The 16,458-nt window shown below is 65.3% G+C and carries 14 protein-coding genes; 7 read left to right on the top strand and 7 right to left on the bottom strand.

Annotation, left to right across the window (positions count from 1 at the left end; translation table 11 throughout):
* Positions 1 to 5: 5 nt before the first annotated feature.
* From ispH to rnhA, 3 genes are read left to right on the top strand one after another with little or no spacing between them, the layout of a single operon-like run.
* Positions 6 to 1,010: a 4-hydroxy-3-methylbut-2-enyl diphosphate reductase gene (gene ispH / locus GM910_RS20395; RefSeq protein ID WP_201285558.1), complete on the top strand. Its 1,005-nt coding sequence runs from the start codon at positions 6 to 8 to the stop codon at positions 1,008 to 1,010.
* A 1-nt stretch (position 1,011) separates the two neighbouring features.
* Positions 1,012 to 1,980 (top strand): homoserine kinase, encoded by a 969-nt coding sequence (locus GM910_RS20390; RefSeq protein WP_159590645.1) that lies wholly within the window; start codon positions 1,012 to 1,014, stop codon positions 1,978 to 1,980.
* Positions 1,977 to 2,453: a ribonuclease HI gene (gene rnhA / locus GM910_RS20385; RefSeq protein ID WP_159590643.1), complete on the top strand. Its 477-nt coding sequence runs from the start codon at positions 1,977 to 1,979 to the stop codon at positions 2,451 to 2,453. Before GM910_RS20390 ends, rnhA begins: the two co-directional genes overlap by 4 nt.
* A gap of 3 nt (positions 2,454 to 2,456) precedes the next feature.
* Here the strand turns inward: rnhA and GM910_RS20380 are convergent, their stop codons facing one another.
* A complete protein-coding gene (locus GM910_RS20380; RefSeq protein WP_159590641.1) occupies positions 2,457 to 2,942 on the bottom strand; it encodes a peroxiredoxin in 486 nt (161 codons plus the stop codon).
* A 120-nt stretch (positions 2,943 to 3,062) separates the two neighbouring features.
* Positions 3,063 to 3,854: a protein-disulfide reductase DsbD domain-containing protein gene (locus tag GM910_RS20375; protein ID WP_159590639.1), complete on the bottom strand. Its 792-nt coding sequence runs from the start codon at positions 3,852 to 3,854 to the stop codon at positions 3,063 to 3,065.
* 126 nt (positions 3,855 to 3,980) lie between these two features.
* Between GM910_RS20375 and GM910_RS20370 the strand changes: the two genes are divergently transcribed.
* Together GM910_RS20370 and GM910_RS20365 are read left to right on the top strand one after the other, a co-directional pair.
* Positions 3,981 to 4,589, top strand: coding sequence for a YqgE/AlgH family protein (locus GM910_RS20370; RefSeq protein WP_159590637.1), 609 nt, complete (start codon positions 3,981 to 3,983; stop codon positions 4,587 to 4,589).
* A 1,442-nt stretch (positions 4,590 to 6,031) separates the two neighbouring features.
* Positions 6,032 to 6,649 (top strand): hypothetical protein, encoded by a 618-nt coding sequence (locus tag GM910_RS20365; RefSeq protein WP_159590635.1) that lies wholly within the window; start codon positions 6,032 to 6,034, stop codon positions 6,647 to 6,649.
* 234 nt (positions 6,650 to 6,883) lie between these two features.
* Here the strand turns inward: GM910_RS20365 and GM910_RS20360 are convergent, their stop codons facing one another.
* The 4 genes from GM910_RS20360 to thrC form a co-directional block, all read right to left on the bottom strand.
* Complete coding sequence (locus GM910_RS20360) at positions 6,884 to 9,712, bottom strand: EAL domain-containing protein (protein ID WP_281354913.1); 2,829 nt, start codon at positions 9,710 to 9,712, stop codon at positions 6,884 to 6,886.
* 66 nt (positions 9,713 to 9,778) lie between these two features.
* Positions 9,779 to 10,375, bottom strand: a complete 597-nt coding sequence (locus GM910_RS20355; protein ID WP_159590631.1) for a GNAT family N-acetyltransferase — start codon at positions 10,373 to 10,375, stop codon at positions 9,779 to 9,781.
* Between the two features lie 13 nt (positions 10,376 to 10,388).
* On the bottom strand, positions 10,389 to 11,681 hold the full coding sequence (locus tag GM910_RS20350; RefSeq protein ID WP_159590629.1) for a M16 family metallopeptidase: 1,293 nt from the start codon (positions 11,679 to 11,681) through the stop codon (positions 10,389 to 10,391).
* A gap of 14 nt (positions 11,682 to 11,695) precedes the next feature.
* On the bottom strand, positions 11,696 to 13,093 hold the full coding sequence (thrC, locus tag GM910_RS20345; RefSeq protein WP_159590627.1) for a threonine synthase: 1,398 nt from the start codon (positions 13,091 to 13,093) through the stop codon (positions 11,696 to 11,698).
* Positions 13,094 to 13,216: 123 nt separating this feature from the next.
* Here thrC and GM910_RS20340 point away from each other — a divergent pair, with 123 nt between their 5' ends.
* Positions 13,217 to 13,780 carry a hypothetical protein gene (locus tag GM910_RS20340; protein WP_159590625.1) on the top strand — a complete coding sequence of 188 codons (564 nt, stop codon included), beginning with the start codon at positions 13,217 to 13,219 and terminating at the stop codon, positions 13,778 to 13,780.
* Positions 13,781 to 14,021: 241 nt separating this feature from the next.
* On the opposite strand, the gene GM910_RS20335 is transcribed toward GM910_RS20340, so the two are convergent.
* A complete protein-coding gene (locus GM910_RS20335) occupies positions 14,022 to 14,711 on the bottom strand; it encodes an HAD family hydrolase (RefSeq protein WP_159590623.1) in 690 nt (229 codons plus the stop codon).
* 362 nt (positions 14,712 to 15,073) lie between these two features.
* Here GM910_RS20335 and GM910_RS20330 point away from each other — a divergent pair, with 362 nt between their 5' ends.
* Positions 15,074 to 16,207 carry a site-specific DNA-methyltransferase gene (locus GM910_RS20330; RefSeq protein ID WP_159590621.1) on the top strand — a complete coding sequence of 378 codons (1,134 nt, stop codon included), beginning with the start codon at positions 15,074 to 15,076 and terminating at the stop codon, positions 16,205 to 16,207.
* Positions 16,208 to 16,458 lie beyond the last annotated feature (251 nt).

Here is a 16,458-nt window from a genome sequence, read left to right as displayed (position 1 = left end):
TGCCGATGAACGGGCACAAGCGGAAGCTGACCGTGCGGCTGTGCGGGCCGCGCGGCTTTTGCGCCGGCGTCGACCGGGCCATCCAGATCGTCGTTCTGGCGCTCAAGAAGTACGGTGCGCCTGTCTATGTGCGCCACGAGATCGTGCACAACCGCTACGTGGTGGAGGGCCTGCAGGAGCGCGGCGCCGTCTTCATCGAAGAGCTGAACGAGATCCCTGACACGCACCGCGACCGCCCCGTGGTCTTCTCGGCCCACGGCGTGCCGAAATCCGTGCCGGCCGACGCGGAAAGCCGCAATCTCTTTTATCTCGACGCCACCTGTCCGCTGGTCTCCAAGGTGCACAAGCAGGCCATGCGCCATCAGCGCCTGGGCCGCCACGTGCTCCTCATCGGTCATGCCGGGCATCCGGAGGTGATCGGCACCATGGGGCAGTTGCCGGAGGGAACCGTCTCGCTCATCGAGACGGTGGAGGACGCGGAGCGCTTCTCTCCGCCCGAGGGCATGGAACTCGGTTACGTGACCCAGACCACGCTTTCGGTGGAGGACACGGCCGACATCATCCGCGTGCTGGAGAAGCGTCTTCCTACCCTGCGGGCGCCGTCGGCCGAATCCATCTGCTACGCCACGACCAATCGCCAGGAGGCGGTGAAGGAAGCCGCCCCCGGCGCCGACCTCTTCCTCGTCGTCGGCGCCCCCAATTCGTCGAACTCGCGCCGCCTGGTCGAGGTCGCCGAAAGGGCAGGGGCCCGCCGCGCCCTTCTGGTGCAGCGCGCCTCGGAAATCCCGTGGGCCGAGATCGGCGAGATCGCCGTGCTCGGCCTGTCGGCCGGCGCTTCTGCACCGGAGATCATCGTCGACGAGATCATCGACGCCTTCGCCGAGCGCTACGAGGTGACCGTCGACCTCGCCGTCACGGCGGAGGAGCGCGAGAACTTCCCCGTCATGCGCCCCTTGCGCGATGTCGAACTGACGAAGTCGGACATGGCCTTCGTCAACGGCGTGAGCTGACATGGCCGTCTACACCGATGTCCCGGAGGAAGAGCTCGGCGCTTTCCTGGGCGAATATCCGGTGGGGGAGTTGCTTTCCTACAAGGGCATCGCCGAGGGTACCGAGAACTCGAACTACCTCCTGCATACCTCCGAGGGATCCTTCATCCTCACCCTTTACGAACGCCGGGTGGACAAAGCGGACCTGCCCTTCTTCCTGGGCTTGATGGAGCATCTGGCGCGAAAGGGCGTCACCTGTCCCTTGCCTGTCCATCGGCGCGACGGGCAGACGATCGGCGAACTTGCCGGCCGCCCCGCCGCTCTCATCACTTTCCTGGAAGGCATGTGGATGCGCCGGCCCACGGCGCAGCATTGCCGCGAGGTGGGCAAGGCGCTGGCCGGCCTGCACCAGGCGGCGGCCGATTTCCCGCTGAAACGCAAGAACGCGCTTTCGCCCGAGGGCTGGATGCACCTATGGGAGGGCGCGAAGGGGCGCGCCGACGAGGTGGAGCCGGGGCTTGTGCGCGAAGTGGAGACGGAGTTTTCCGAGATCGCCCGCCGCTGGCCGACAGACCTGCCTGCGGGCATCATCCATGCCGACCTCTTTCCCGACAACGTGTTCTTCCTTGGCGGCAAGGTTTCCGGCCTCATCGACTTCTACTTCGCCTGCAACGACCTCCTGGCCTACGACATTGCCACCTGTCTCAATGCCTGGTGTTTCGAAAAGGACATCTCCTATAACCTCACCAAGGGCGCGGCACTTCTCGCCGGCTATCAGAGCGTGCGGCCGCTGGAGCCTTCCGAGGTGGAGGCGCTGCCGCTTCTGGCGCGGGGTTCTGCCTTGCGTTTCATGCTGACGCGCCTGCACGACTGGCTGACCATCCCCGACGGCGCCATGGTCAGCAAGCGCGATCCCATGGAATATGTCCGCCGCCTGCGCTTCCACCGGCAGATCGCCGCGCCTACCGAATATGGGATCGACATCGCGTGAAGAAGATCGAGATTTTCACCGACGGCGCCTGCTCGGGCAATCCGGGCCCCGGCGGCTGGGGGGCGGTGCTGCGCTACAACGGCGTCGAGAAAGAGCTTTCGGGGGGCGAGGCGGAGACCACCAACAACCGCATGGAGCTCAAGGCCGCGACGGAGGCGCTGAATGCCCTCACGGAACCCTGCGAGGTGGACCTCTACACCGACAGCAACTATGTGCGCGACGGCATCTCCGGCTGGATAAAGGGCTGGAAGCGGAACGGCTGGAAGACGGCGGCCAAGAAGCCGGTGAAGAACGCCGAGCTGTGGCAGGCGCTCGACGAGGCGACCCACCGCCACAAGGTGCGCTGGCACTGGGTCAAGGGCCATGCCGGGCATCCCGAGAACGAACGCGCCGATGCGCTCGCCCGCGCCGGCATGGCGCCGTTCAAGAAAAAACGCCGCGCCAGGCCGGGTGCGCGGGCCACGCCCTCTTAACGCCTAAAGCTGCTCGAGAATGCGCGCCGCGCCGCTGGTGACCGCCTGGCCGGGCGCTTCCTCTATGTTGATCTCGTTGACGATGCCATCCTCTACCAGCATGGAAAAGCGCCGGCTGCGCGTGCCGAGACCGGCTTTCGACAGATCCGTTTCGAGGCCCAGCGCGCTGGTGAACTGGCCGTTTCCATCGGCCAGGAAGACGAGCTTGTCCTCGGCGCCGGTAAACCGCGCCCAGGCGCCCATGACATGGTGGTCGTTGACCGCGAGAACGGCGATGGCATCCACGCCGCGGGCGCGGATGGCATCGTAGTTTTCCGCGAAGCCCGGCACGTGATCGTTGCTGCAGGTGGGCGTGAAGGCGCCGGGTACGCCGACGAGAACCACCTTGCGGCCGGCGAAGAAATCGGCGGTGCCGACATTCTCCGCGCCCTCCGGGGAGGCTTTCTTGAGCATCACGTCGGGTAGCCGGTCGCCGATGGAAATCGTCATTTATAGTCTCCTGGATGATGTTGGATTGGATTTGCAGTTGAAAAGGATGGCGGTGCGCCTGAAATCTAAGGCGAAAGCGGCGGCGCGGCCAGTGGGGCCCAGTAGGGAATTGGTATCGTTCTATGGCATTACGACCGTGCCGCTGACGGCTTTTCCGCCGAGGACAAGCGTATAGTGGAGCTCCGCCGCCTCATCGGGGGCATCGAGGATTTCGGCAACGAAGGCGGCGGAGCCGTTCTCGCGCTCCTCGAGCGCCGGTGTTGCCAGCCGCACGCCTTCCGGCGCGGCGAGGAAGAGCACCGGCTCGCCCGCCTCCGGGGGCAGATCGGCATCAAGCAGCAGGCGGCTTCCCTGCCGTAGGACGCCGGTCAGCTCGAAGCCGGGGCCGGCATCGTCGGGCAGGGCGGCGAAGGCGGCCGTTACCACCATGCCGTCGGCCGCATTGTCCGGGTCGGCGCCGGCGTCGAAGGAGAAGGAAGCCTGGAAGGGAATGCAGATCGTCTCGCAGATGCCGAGGAACATGCTGCCCTCGATAATGCCGGCACCCCCCGGCGTGGCGGGCCCGAAGACAACCGGCAGCGCGACGCTTTGCGGGTAGCCCGCCCATGTGGCGTAGGGATCGGTGATGCGCTTGGGCGGCGGGAAGAGGATTTCCGCGCGCCTGATGTCGGAGGAGGCCGAAAGCTCTATCTGCGGCGGCACGCCCGCTTCGCCGGGATCGCGCCAATAGGTCTTCCAGCCGGGTTCCAGCTTGATTTCCAGAGCCCCGCGCAGGCGGCCTTGCTCGTCCGCCAGGCCCGATGTGACGACACGGACGGTGCCGCCGTCGCTCTCGAACCATTGGCTGGAGCTTGCTGCCGCGGACGTGGCAAGGGTGAGGGCGAACACCGGAATTGCGAGCGCGTAAGACATCGGCGGACATTGCCGGCGACGCCGCCTCCGCGCAATGCGTTCCCGGTAACGCCGATCATCATTTTCGCGTGAGGCAGGCACGGTTGGCGTCTTTCAAGCTTGGTCAAAACGCGGTAGGCTTATGCCATGGAATGGGAGATAGGCGCCAATACGGCAGGCCCCGCGGGCACGCTGCAGAACCACTTCCTGATCGCCATGCCGGGCATGCGCGACGAGAGGTTCGCGCGCTCCGTCATCTATCTGTGCGCGCACAGCGAGGACGGGGCCATGGGCCTCATCATCAACCGCACCCAGCAGCTCGGCTTCACGGACGTGCTGGTCGAGCTCGGCATCCTCGACCGTGCCCAGTCGATCCGCCTTCCCGCCCGCGCCCGCGAGATGCCGGTGCGCAGCGGCGGTCCCGTCGACCGCAGCCGCGGCTTCGTGCTGCACACGGGCGACTATATGGTGGATTCCTCGATGCCCGTCTCCGAGCAGGTGTGCCTGACGGCGACCATGGACATCCTGCGCGCCATCTCCGCCGGCAAGGGCCCGCGCCATGCGCTGATGGCGCTCGGCTATTCGGGCTGGGGCGCCGGCCAGCTCGAGATGGAGATCGCCGAAAACGGCTGGCTCGCCTGCCCGGCCTCGCCGGACCTCCTGTTCGAGGGCGACATCGATTCGCTCTACGACCGCATATTGGCCTCCATCGGCGTCGATCTGGCGCATCTGAGCCAGACGGCGGGACACGCCTGAGGGGGAGGCCGCGCGGCCCCGCCGACTGGACGGTCGCGCCCTTTCGTGCGGAAGCTGATCGTTCTCGTCCATCCTTCTCTCCTTCAGGCTGCGAACGAAGGACGCGCGCCATCGCCGCCACGCCCGCCTTCGCGTCTGGCCGTTGAATGGGTGGGAAGCGGGGCGCGTTGTCCGAGCCACTCTATTTATTTTTTTAGGCGCGTCCAACGCGCCCCGCCGGAGTCTGTCCCGACGGTCGGCCGGTCACCCGGCCCCCCGCCCTTCCCGGCTGCACCCGATTGGGGGGCTTTGCCGGGCCGGACGGGAAGCCTGGCGGCTTCTCCGCAATGCCGGCGACGCTGTCTGTAGCGCCTCCGGCACCGCCGGCCTGTCGCGGGCCCTCAGGCCTCCGGGTACCGAGCCCGGAGGGGGAGGTCTCCGCCGCCCTCCCCGTGTCCCCGGTCCGGACCGGGTTCCCGCGAGAGCGATGGGGAGGATTTTAAGGGCAGGCTGGGCAGGGGGGAGTATTTTCCCGCGAAAAAGTTGGAGAAATTATTCGGAAGCGAAGGAAAACAATGGGTTGGTGGGGAAGAAAGAATTTTTGCCGCCACATTTTATCCCCGCGCAGGCGAGGCATTGCCGACCTGAGGTGAAGGGCGCCCGCCGCCTTTCCGACGCGCGTCATCCCACCCGCGCGCGTCATCCCGGAAGTCGGAGCGAAGCGGAGACTGTCCGGGACCCATTCCGTGACCAGTCCACCTTCCGGAATGGGTCCCGGACAAGCCTTTCGGCTTTCCGGGATGACGCGCGCGGGTAGGGATGACGCGCGCGGGGTGGGGTGGGGATGACGCCCCGAGAGGGCCGCCGCGACCCGCCCACCGAAGCCCGAAGGGCGAAGGTGGAGCGGGGGTGGGTTGGCGGATTCCGACCGCCGGCTTGTCCGGTAGCCGCACCTTTGGGCCGGAAGGTGGACAAGTCACGGAATGGGTCCCGGACAAGCCTTCAGCCTTCGCCCTGCGGGCTTCGGCTGACAAGTCGGCCTTCCGGGATGACGCGCGAGGCGGCGAAATCTCTACTCCGTGGACCAAAATGAGCACGAGGAGGATCATCGGGCCGCAAACACGGTGGGCGCGGTATTGAAATTTTTTGTGACAGGAGCCATTCGGGAAGATGACGATCTTATGACACATTTATGACAGTTCATATGACAGTTCACAAACACAAGATTGTGAGACGGCCCGTTGGCACCTGTGAACGTCCATCTCCGGGGATCCCGTATAGCGACCTTCCATTCGCAGACACCTGTGAACGTCCATCTCCGAGAAACCCGCATAGCCGCCTTTCACTCGCGGTGGCGATTTTTGGTGAGATGGAAGCAGATATTCGCGCTTTCTTGCCTTTTTTCTATGCTCCTTTTCTGTGCAAGTGTTTCACAAGATCTAATCCTGTATTCTGGAACGAGATTGGATCTTTCCAACAAGGTATGGTTGCTTGACGTAGACTCGGAGCAGAGCGCCTTCACGTGGCTTTCAGTGGTGGCCACATTTTCTGTGGCATGGATACTTTTTGCGGCTGGAGGCGATGCAGCGATGCGCGGCAGCCGATTCAAGTGGCACTGGTACTTCCTCGCCGCTCTTTTTCTGCTGCTATCGTTCGATGAATTCGCAACCGTTCACGAGAAGATTTCCGCTGTTTTGACGTCGAAGTTCCACAATACCGGCCTCCTGTATTTCGCTTGGGCGGCGCCGGCTGGCGTCATCAGCCTGTTGGGACTTACTGCCTTCATTCCGTTGATCCGGTCGTTTGCGCCGCGGCTTGCCATCCTCATGGTGCTTTCCGCCGTGCTTTTCCTCGGCGGCGCTGTCGGCTTCGAAATGGTCGGCGGCAGTATCGCGGAGGCCGAAGGCACAGAGTCATTTCGCTATCGAATGCTGACGAACATCGAGGAGGGGCTCGAAATGGCCGGGGTGCTGACCTTCGCTTATGTCCTGCTCTCGTATATGGAAGGCGTGGCGGCAACATCCGCCCCTGATTATGCGTCTATGCGACGGGAAAGCTCTCTTTTAACGCGAGGCCGGTAATTTCTTTTCGGCAGAGGCCGCCACGAATTGTTGGCGCGGTCCGATCCATGACCGTGCTATGGCTCCGGGCGTTCGTCGCTCAAAAAGCCAAATCGTTGGCTTTTTGTCCGCTGCGCGGACCGCTCCTCGCTCCTTAGATCACGATGCCTTTTCGTTGAATCGGCATCATGATCTATCTCTTTGTTTGAGCATGATCTTTTCCGAAAACCGGTATCCACTTTTCGGGATCATGCTCTAGCTCGCCACCGGCCCCGGATACTGCTCCATCAGCAGCCTGAGGCTCGTCTCGGCATCGGCCGGCGGCCCGAAGTGGAAGCTTTGGGCGTATTCGCAGCCGACCTGGCGCAGCGCTTTCAGGTCGCGCTTTTCCGAGACGCCCTCGGCGACGACCGAGAGGCCGAGTTCGTGTGCCATGGTGATCATGGACTTCAAAAGCACGTCGCCCTTCGAGCTCGGGTCGTCGACGAAGCTCTTGTCGATCTTGATCGTGTCGAAGGGGAAGCGCGTGAGATAGGCGAGGGAAGAGTAACCGGTGCCGAAGTCGTCGAGCGACAGGCCGATGCCGAGTTTCTTCAGTTTGCCGAGCACGTGGGCGGACTGCTCGGGATTGTCCATGACGAGCGATTCCGTCAGCTCCAGGCGGAAGCAGCGCGGCTTGATGTTGGAACGGGCGATGACGGAGCGCACGTCGCCGACGAGATCGCGGCGGATGAGCTGGCGGCTCGACAGGTTGACGGACATGAACAGCGGCAGGTCGCCGAGCTGCTTCTGCCAGGCGTAGAGGTCTTCGGCCGCCTGGCTCATGGCGAACAGGCCGAGCGGCACGATGAGCTCGGAGCTTTCGGCGATGGGGATGAAATCGGCCGGCGGGATGGCGCCGCGGCGCGGGTGCTCCCAGCGCAAGAGGGCTTCGAAGCCGGCGATGCTGCTGTCCTCCAGCCGCACGATGGGCTGGTAGACGAGGCTCAATTCCTTGCGCTCGACGGCGCGGCGCAGGTCCGATTCCATCTGCAGCCGATCCGTGCCGATGGAGCGGAAGGCGGGGCGGAAGGGTTCGATGCGGTCGCCGCCGAAGCGCTTGGCCTGGTACATGGCAAGTTCGGCGTCCTTCAGCATCTCTTCGGCCGCGTTCTGCGCCGAGGTCCATGAGACGAGGCCGATGGAGGGCGTCAAGACGATCTCGCGCCGGGCGAAGGTGACGGGAGCGCGGATCGCCTGGCGCACCGCGTCGGCGACCGAGGCGATGCGCGCCGGCTCCTGCTCGGACAGGAGCATCATGGCGAACTGGTCTCCGGCCACCCTGGAGAGCGCGTCGCCGGGCTTCAGGAGCCGGTGCAGCCGCCGTGCGATGGTAAGAAGGATCGTGTCGCCGGCGGAGATGCCGAGCTCGTCGTTGACCTGCTTGAAGCGGTCGATGTCGATGACGAAGACGGTCGGGCGGATGTTGTGCTCGCTGCCGGCCATGGCGATGGTCGCGTCCAGCCGGTTGATGAACAGCTCGCGGTTGGGCAGCCCCGTCAGGTTGTCGTGCACGGCGTCGTGCAGGAGCCGCTCTTCCGCCTTCTTCTGCTCCGTCACGTCGACCATGGTGCCGACGCAGCGGATGACCTCGCGGTCGGAGCCGATGACGGGGCGCGCGCGCAGGGTGAACCAGTGATAATGCCCGTCGGCGCCGCGCAGGCGGAAGCTCTGGGCGATGCGGCCGCGCCGGTTTTCCAAGACTACGTCCATCGTCGTGCGGAAGGTGTCGCGGTCGTCGGCGTGGAGAAGCGGCAGCCAGCTGCGCGCCGGGCCGTTGAGGCTCGCCTCCGGCAGGCCGAGCTGGCGGCTGATGTCGGGCTTCGTCACCACGCGGTCGCGCAAGACGTCCCAGTCCCAGACGACGTCGCCGGAGCCGGTGACGGCGAGCGCCTGGCGCTCCATGTCGGAGAACAGGCCCTGGAACAGGGCGCCGCCGGCAAAGGCATGCTGCATCACGGTGAAGCCGATCAGGAGCACGATCAGGATGAGCCCGCCGCCGATCGCCGGCTGCGCGATGTCGTTGTCGAGCCGGCCCGTCACCGCCATCCACGCGCCGACGAGCCACACCAGCACCATCAGCCAGCTCGGCACCAGCATGATGGCGCGATCGTAGCCCTGGAGCCCGAGATAGACGATGAGGCCGAGCCCCACGACGGCGGTGGCGGCGAAGGAAATGCGGGCGATGCCGGCGGCCATGGCCGGGTCGATCCAGGCGACGCCGGCGATAATGACGAGGCCGAGGATCCAGGCCAGCATGCCGTAGCTGAAACGCTCGTGCCAGCGGTTCAAGTTGAGATAGGCGAACAGGAAGACGACGAGGGTGGCGGCGAGCGCGATCTCGCTACCGGCGCGCCACAGCTGCTCGCTGCCGGGCGAGATATCGATGAGGCGTGTCAGAAAGCCGAAATCGATCGAGATATAGGCCAGGATCGCCCACGCCAGCGCCGCCGTGGCCGGAAACATGGACGTGCCCTTGACGACGAACAGGATGGTCAGGAACAGCGCCAAAAGGCCGGCGATGCCGATGACGATGCCGCGGAAGAGGGTGTAGGAGTTGACCGTCTCCTTATAGGCGGCGGGGTCCCACAGATAGACCTGCGGCAGGTTGCGGGAGGAGAGCTCCGCGACGAAGGTGACGACGGTGCCGGGGTTGAGCGTCACCAGGAACTCGTCCGCATCGCTGCTGTCCTGCCGGTCGAGCGCGAAGCCCTCGCTGGGCGTGATGGCGGAGATGCGCTGCGAACCGAGGTCGGGCCAGATGAGGCCCGAATCGACGAGGCGGAAATGCGGCGCCACGATCAGCCGGTCGAGCTGCTCGTCCGTGGTGTTGGCGAGCGCGAAGACGGCCCAGTCGCCGGTCGAGCGCTCGTCCTGCGCCTCCACCTCGATGCGCCGCACGATGCCGTCGGCGCCCGGCGCGGTTGAGATCTGGAAGTTCTCGCCCTGGTCGCGGTAGATCTCGACGGCGCGCGACAGGTCGAGCGCCACGTCGTCGCGCGAGATCTTGATCGGCTCGACCGCCGAAGCCGGAAGGGCGGCCAAGGCAAGGAACAGTGCCGTAAGAAGGGCAACAGCATGCTTTGCGGCTGGTAAGGAACGCAACAAGTATCAGCCTCGCCTCGATTTGCCCCGATGCTCGCCCGCGATGAGGGCGTAGAGAAAATGGTCCTGCCATATACCGTTGATCCGCAGGTAGGACCTGAGAAGCCCTTCGCGCTGAAATCCGGCTTTTTCAAGTAACCGCATGGAACGCGTGTTTTTGGGAATACAGGCGGCCTCCAGGCGGTGCAAGCTCAGTGTCTCGAATGCGAAGGGAATTACCAGATTAAGCGCCTCCAGCATCATGCCGTGGCCGGCGAAGCGCTCGCCCATCCAGTAGCCCACATGCGCCGACTGGGCGACGCCGCGGCGGATGTTGGTAAGCGAGATGCCGCCCGCCAGGCGGCCGCCGGCGCGCTCGAAGAGGAAGAAGGAGATGCCCGTGCCCTGGTCGTATTCGTCGTGATAGCGCCTCAGCCGCTGGCGGAAGGCGCGGCGCGACAGTTCGTCCGACGCCCATTGCGGCTCCCAGGGCTCCAGAAAGGCGCGGCTTTCCTCGCGCAGCGCCGTCCACTCGGCGTAATCCTGCGAGACGGGTACGCGCAGACGCACGTTCTCGCCCTCGAGCGCCGGAAGGTCGCGGCGGAAGAAGGGCGACTGGAACATGTCCGTCGGGCGCTTAGACGGCCAGCTTCCGCAGCATCGGACGCGGCGCGGTGAGCGTATCCTGGATGGACTCGAACGGTGCCAGGGCGCCGACCGGGCCGATGGCGGTGACCGTCGGCTTGGAAGAGAAGAGGCGCCCCGAAAGGTCGGCCAGGCGCTCGACGGTGAGGCCGGCGAGACGGTCCATCAGCTCCTCCATGCTGATCGGCCGGCCGTAGAGCAGAAGCTGCCGCGCGATCTGCGAGGCGCGGCTTGCCGGACTTTCGCGCGACATCATCAGGCCGGCGCGGTACTGCGCCCGCGCCCGGTCGAGCTCGGCCTGGTCGATGCGCTCGCCCGCCTTCTGCAGTTCGCTCAAGATCACCGGGATGAGTTCCTCGATGTCGCTGCGCCCGGTCGCCGCGTGCACGCCGAAGACGCCGGTGTCGGAGAAGCCCCAGTGGAAGGCGTAGACGGAGTAGCACAGCCCGCGCCGCTCCCGCACCTCCTGGAAGAGGCGCGAGGACATGCCGCCGCCGAGGATCATGGAAAGCACCTGCGAGGCGTAAAAGTCGCGCACGTGATAGGCGCGGCCCTCGAAGCCGAGGATGATCTGCGCGTCCATCAATTCGCGATGCTCGCGGTAGTCGCCGCCGACATAGTGGGCGTATTGCGGCGCCACGGCCTCGGACTTCTCGCGATAGGCGCCCAGCCGCTCCTCCACCTGGCGCACGAAGTCGTCGTGCTTCACGCCGCCGGCGGCCACCACCACCATGCGTTCCGCACCGTACTGGCGCTCCAGAAAGCCGTGCAGTTGGGGTGAGGTGAAGGACTCCACCGTCTCCGGCGTGCCGAGGATGGAGCGGCCGACCGCCTGGTGGCGGAAGGCGGTTTCGGTGAAGCGGTCGAAGACGGCGTCGTCCGGCGTGTCGTGGGCGGCGCCGATCTCCTGCAGGATCACGTGCTGTTCGCGCTCCAGCTCCTCCGGGTCGAACTTGGAGTCCGTCAGGATGTCGGCCAGGATGTCGATGGCCAGCGGCAGGTCGTCGTTGAGCACGCGGGCGTAGAAGGCGGTGGTCTCGACGCTGGTGGCGGCGTTGATCTCGCCGCCGACATCCTCGATATCCGTGGCGATCTTGAGGGCGCTGCGCTTGCCGGTGCCCTTGAAGGCCATGTGCTCAAGCAGGTGGGCGATGCCGTGTTCGTGTTCGTTTTCGTTACGCGAGCCGGATTTGACCCATATGCCCAGCGCAACCGATTCAAGATGCGGAAGGGTCTCGGTCGCCACCGTCAAGCCGTTCGACAGACGGCTTACCTCTACATTCATATGGTACTCACTCCCTAACCTTCCGCCCTTGTTCGGCGGCTTATATGATCTTCCACCATTTTCAGGTCCGATGGAAGGACCGTGTAGATCTCTTCTTTCTCCATAAGCCCTTTCAGCCATGCGGGCAAAGAGGGAGTGACGCCGCACGCCTCGTTGACGGCCGCGGGGAACTTGGCCGGATGGGCGGTGGAAAGGACCACCATCGTCTCGCCGGTGAGGGCATGGGTCCGCGCCACCTTGAGCGCCGTAGCCGTATGCGGATCGGCGAGATAGCCGCTCTGGGCAAGCGTGGCGCGGAGGGTCTGCGCCGTCTCGTCCACGCTTGCGCGGCCGGCGGCGAATTCGGCGCGGATGCGCGACAATGTGCCGGCGTTGATCAGAAAGCTGCCGGACTGCCGGAGGCTTTCCATGTAGCCCCGCACCTCTGCCGCGTTCCTGCCCGAGGCCTCGAACAGAAGCCGCTCGAAATTGGACGATATCTGGATGTCCATCGACGGCGATGTCGTCGGGACGACGGAGCGCGTGGCGTAATCGCCGCCCGCCAATGCGCGCGCCAGTATGTCGTTCTCGTTGGTGGCGATGACGAGCCGGCCGATAGGAAGGCCCATGAGCTTGGCCGCGTAACCCGCCAGGATATCTCCGAAATTCCCCGTCGGCACCGTGAAGGAGACCGGCCGCTCCGGCGCGCCCAGCGATACGGCGGCGGTGAAGTAGTAGACGATCTGGGCCATGATGCGGGCCCAGTTGATGGAATTGACGCCCGACAGCGACACACGGTCGCGGAAGGCGTGGTCGTTGAACATGGCTTTGACGAGGGCCTGGCAGTCGTCGAAATTGCCCTTGATGGCGATCGCCTCGACATTGGCCGCCCCCGAGGTGGTCATCTGCCGCTGCTGCACGGGCGAGACCCGGCCGTGCGGGAACAGGATGAAGACGTCGGCGCGCTGCGCCCCGGCGAAGGCTTCGATTGCCGCCCCGCCGGTGTCGCCCGAGGTGGCGCCGGCGATGGTGACGCGCTCGCCGCGTTCCGCCAGCACATGGTCCATCAGCCGCGCCAGAAGCTGCATCGCCACGTCCTTGAAGGCGAGGGTCGGGCCGTGGAAGAGTTCCAGCACGAATTCCGCCGGCCCCGTCTGCACCAGCGGGCAGACCGCCTTGTGGCGGAAGGTGGCGTAGCTCTCCTCAATGATGCGCTTCAGCGCCGCGTCGGCGATTTCGCCGTTGACGAAGGGCTTTATCAGGATGAAGGCGGTTTCGGCGTAGGGCAGGCCGCGCAGCGCGCGGATATCTTCGTAAGAAAGACGCGGCCACTCGCGCGGCAGGTAGAGGCCGCCGTCGCGGGCGAGGCCCTGAAGCAGCGCGTCCGAGAAGCCCAGCACCGGCGCTTCGCCGCGCGTACTCACGTAATCCATCTGTATTGCTCCGGGTCTACAAGCCGCCACAAAGGTTGGGGAGAAATGCGCCAAACTGCTGGTCGAAATTCTCTCGCGCGGTTGGTATAGAACAGCGACCTTGTCATAGGAAAGTGTGAGTTCATGGGACGACCATTGTTCATAAGACATAGCGCTGCGGCTTTCATCCTCCTCGGTTCGGTTTTTCTGGCAGGCTGCCAGCAAGGGGCGACGCCGAATGCCGGCGGCCCCGACGCAGGGGGCAGCGCGCAGAACGAGCCGATCCGCGAAAGCGAGTTGAGGGCGTATTGTCCGCCGGTCACCCTGCGCGAGGGCACGGCTTCTTTCAGGACCTACGAGCGGGGGGGCGAAGGCAACCCCGACAGCATCATCTACCAGGCCTCGATCGCCGACGTCACCCGCGCCTGCAAGCGCGGCGAGGGCTCGGTGACCATGACGGTGGCCGTTGCCGGCAAGGTGGTGCCTGGGCCGAAGGGGCGGACCGGCACCATCACCATGCCCATCCGCGTCGCCGCCGTGCGCGGGGATGAGGTGCTCTATTCTCAGCTTTTCAGGCACTCCGTCTCGATCGCGGATACATCGGGCGCCACGCAGTTCCTTTTCACCGATCCCAATGTCGTCATTCCCGGCCAGGTGGACCGCGGGGTGCAGCTCATCGTGGGGTATGACGAGGGGCCGTATGAATAGCAGTTAGGCGGGACTGGAGGCGCCCCTTCGCGCCCCCCTCTGTCCTGCCGGACATCTCCCCCGCAAGGGGGGAGATTGGCCGTCATGACGGGTTTCGCCAATCGGCAATGTCTCAGAGAAAGCGCCGGAGCAGGCGGCCGGCGCAATCTCCCCCCTCGTGGGGGAGATGTCCGGCCCCTTCGACAAGCTCAGGACAGAGGGGGGCGCGAGGGGGCGCCGGCCTCTCTAATCCCGCGCAACCTCAAACGTCCGCCGACCACTCCGATAGCGCGGCGATCACGCCGTTCAGGTCGGCCATGCGGTTGATGGTGGTCTCGGCACCCGCTTCCATCAGCATGTCGGCATGGTTGGGATGGCTGTGCGAGGCGCCGGTGAAGCCGATGACGCGCATGCCGGCCGCCCGCGCGCCGGCGATGCCGTGTACGGAATCCTCGATGACGAAGGTGCGGGAGGGATCGGCCTCCATCTTCTCGGCAGCAAAGAGGAAGACGTCCGGCGCCGGCTTCGGCCGCTTGCTCGGCGTCTCCAGCGAGGAGAAGATGACGCCGTGGAAGAGGGGGCTGAGCCCGGTCTTCTTGAGCATCGCGGCGATGCGCTCGCCGGTGGAGTTGGAGCAGATGCACTTCTTCACGGTGATCGCGGCCACCGCCTGGGCGACGCCGTTGATCGCCTTCACCTCCCTGCGCAGGCGCTCGTCCGTCCGCGCTTCCGCATGGTCGATGAGCGAAGCCTGGAACAGCATCTCCGCCTCCTTTTCGATCGACATCAGGATGTCGCGGAAGGTGAGGCCGGAATAGCGCTGGGCGATTTCCTCGGCGGAGATCTCGTACCCCGCCTCGCGCAGCATCTCCGCCTCGACGCGCGCGGCGACGATCTCCGAATCGACCAGCACTCCGTCGCAATCGAAGATGATGAGGTCCGGGGCGGGCATGGCGTGTATCCGTTGTGGCTGGAAGTTTTTGGGCGAGACGGCAGGCAGATAGACCTTCCGTGCGATGCCTGCAACCGCCGGGGGTGAAAGTTGAAAGCCTCCGGTGAGGATGTGATCGTCATCCCGGAAAGCCGAAGGCTTGTCCGGGATCCATTCTCGCCGCGCTGAAGCTCCGGCGAAGCGGGCCGGAAGGTGGATGAGTCACGGAGTGGGTCCCGGACAGCCTCCGCTTCGCTCCGGCTTCCGGGATGACGCCGGTGGGGATGCCGCGCATCCAAAGTGCGGTCACAGCCTTTACGAAAATTTTTACTCTCTTCGGTAACCATAACGGCAGGTTAACAGTCAGCGTTGAGGTGTTGCGTATGTCCGCGGTGCGTCGTCTCGAGGAACTTTCCTCGGCTCCCGTGAAGGCCGAATGGCTGGATACGATCCTGAAAGGCGATTGCGTCGCCGCGCTTGAGAGGCTGCCTGAGAAGTCGGCCGACGTGGTCTTCGCCGACCCGCCCTATAACCTGCAGCTCGAAGGGGCGCTGCACCGGCCCGACCAGTCGCTGGTCGACGCGGTCGACGACGCCTGGGACCATTTCGACAGTTTTGCCGCCTACGACGCCTTCACCCGCGCCTGGCTTCTGGCGGCGCGGCGTGTGCTGAAGCCGAACGGCACCATCTGGGTGATCGGCTCCTACCACAACATCTTCCGCGTCGGCGCCATCATGCAGGACCTGGGGTTCTGGTTCCTCAACGACATCGTCTGGCGCAAGACGAACCCGATGCCGAATTTCCGCGGCCGCCGCTTCCAGAACGCGCACGAGACCATGATCTGGGCCTCGCGCGACCGCGACGCCAAGAGCTACACCTTCAACTACGAATCCATGAAAGCGGCCAACGACGACGTGCAGATGCGCTCGGACTGGCTGTTCCCCATCTGCACGGGCAAGGAGCGGCTGAAGAACGCCGAGGGCGCCAAGATGCACCCGACCCAGAAGCCGGAAGCGCTGCTCGCCCGCGTTCTGCTTGCCTCCTCGAAGCCCGGCGACGTGGTGCTCGACCCCTTCTTCGGCTCCGGCACCACGGGCGCTGTGGCCAAGCGCCTCGGCCGCCGCTTCATCGGCATCGAGCGCGACCCGGACTACATCGAGGCGGCCCGGCAGCGCATCGCCGCGATCGAGCCGCTGGACGACGAAAACCTCACCCTCATGACGGGCAAGCGCGCCGAGCCGCGCGTCGCCTTCGTCAGCCTGATCGAAACGGGGCTGGTGAAGCCCGGCACCCAGCTCTTCGACCACAAGAAGCGCTGGGCGGCGAATGTGCGCGCCGACGGCACCCTGGCCATCGGCCACGAGGCCGGCTCCATCCACCGCCTCGGCGCCCGCGTGCAGGGGCTGGACGCCTGCAACGGCTGGACCTTCTGGCATTTCGAGGAGGCAGGGGCGCTGAGGCCCATCGACGAACTGCGCCAGGTGGCGCGGCAGAGCCTGCAGGCGGTGGGGGCGTGAGGCCGGAGTTGGCCGGGGACTAACGGTTTCGGAGAGGCAGCGCCTCTTCGCGCCCCCTCTGTCCTGCCGGACATCTCCCCCACACGGGGGGAGATTGGCCGTCACGACTGCTTTCGCCAATTGCCAACGTTGCAGAAGAAGCGCCGGAGCAAGCGGCCGGCCAATCTCCCCCCTCGTGGGCAGGGGAATCGCATATCAGTATTTTCTTTATTGCCAAGAAGGTTTGGATGGATTCTTGAGAGGCTTTCCGA

The sequence above is a fragment of the Chelativorans xinjiangensis genome, from assembly GCF_009812055.1.
In the GTDB taxonomy this organism is placed as follows: Bacteria; Pseudomonadota; Alphaproteobacteria; order Rhizobiales; family Rhizobiaceae; genus Chelativorans; species Chelativorans xinjiangense.
Note: the sequence above shows the minus strand (reverse complement) of the source record. Positions and strands in the feature narration are given on the sequence as shown.

Bases quoted from the DNA above. Each gene is read 5' to 3' on its own strand.
- ispH (WP_201285558.1), top strand. From the start codon at position 6: ATGAACGGGCACAAGCGGAAGCTGACCGTGCGGCTGTGCGGGCCGCGC.
- GM910_RS20390 (WP_159590645.1), top strand. From the start codon at position 1,012: ATGGCCGTCTACACCGATGTCCCGGAGGAAGAGCTCGGCGCTTTCCTG.
- GM910_RS20380 (WP_159590641.1), bottom strand. From the start codon at position 2,942: ATGACGATTTCCATCGGCGACCGGCTACCCGACGTGATGCTCAAGAAA.
- GM910_RS20375 (WP_159590639.1), bottom strand. From the start codon at position 3,854: ATGTCTTACGCGCTCGCAATTCCGGTGTTCGCCCTCACCCTTGCCACG.
- GM910_RS20370 (WP_159590637.1), top strand. From the start codon at position 3,981: ATGGAATGGGAGATAGGCGCCAATACGGCAGGCCCCGCGGGCACGCTG.
- GM910_RS20355 (WP_159590631.1), bottom strand. From the start codon at position 10,375: ATGTTCCAGTCGCCCTTCTTCCGCCGCGACCTTCCGGCGCTCGAGGGC.
- GM910_RS20350 (WP_159590629.1), bottom strand. From the start codon at position 11,681: ATGAATGTAGAGGTAAGCCGTCTGTCGAACGGCTTGACGGTGGCGACC.
- thrC (WP_159590627.1), bottom strand. From the start codon at position 13,093: ATGGATTACGTGAGTACGCGCGGCGAAGCGCCGGTGCTGGGCTTCTCG.
- GM910_RS20340 (WP_159590625.1), top strand. From the start codon at position 13,217: ATGGGACGACCATTGTTCATAAGACATAGCGCTGCGGCTTTCATCCTC.
- GM910_RS20335 (WP_159590623.1), bottom strand. From the start codon at position 14,711: ATGCCCGCCCCGGACCTCATCATCTTCGATTGCGACGGAGTGCTGGTC.
- GM910_RS20330 (WP_159590621.1), top strand. From the start codon at position 15,074: ATGTCCGCGGTGCGTCGTCTCGAGGAACTTTCCTCGGCTCCCGTGAAG.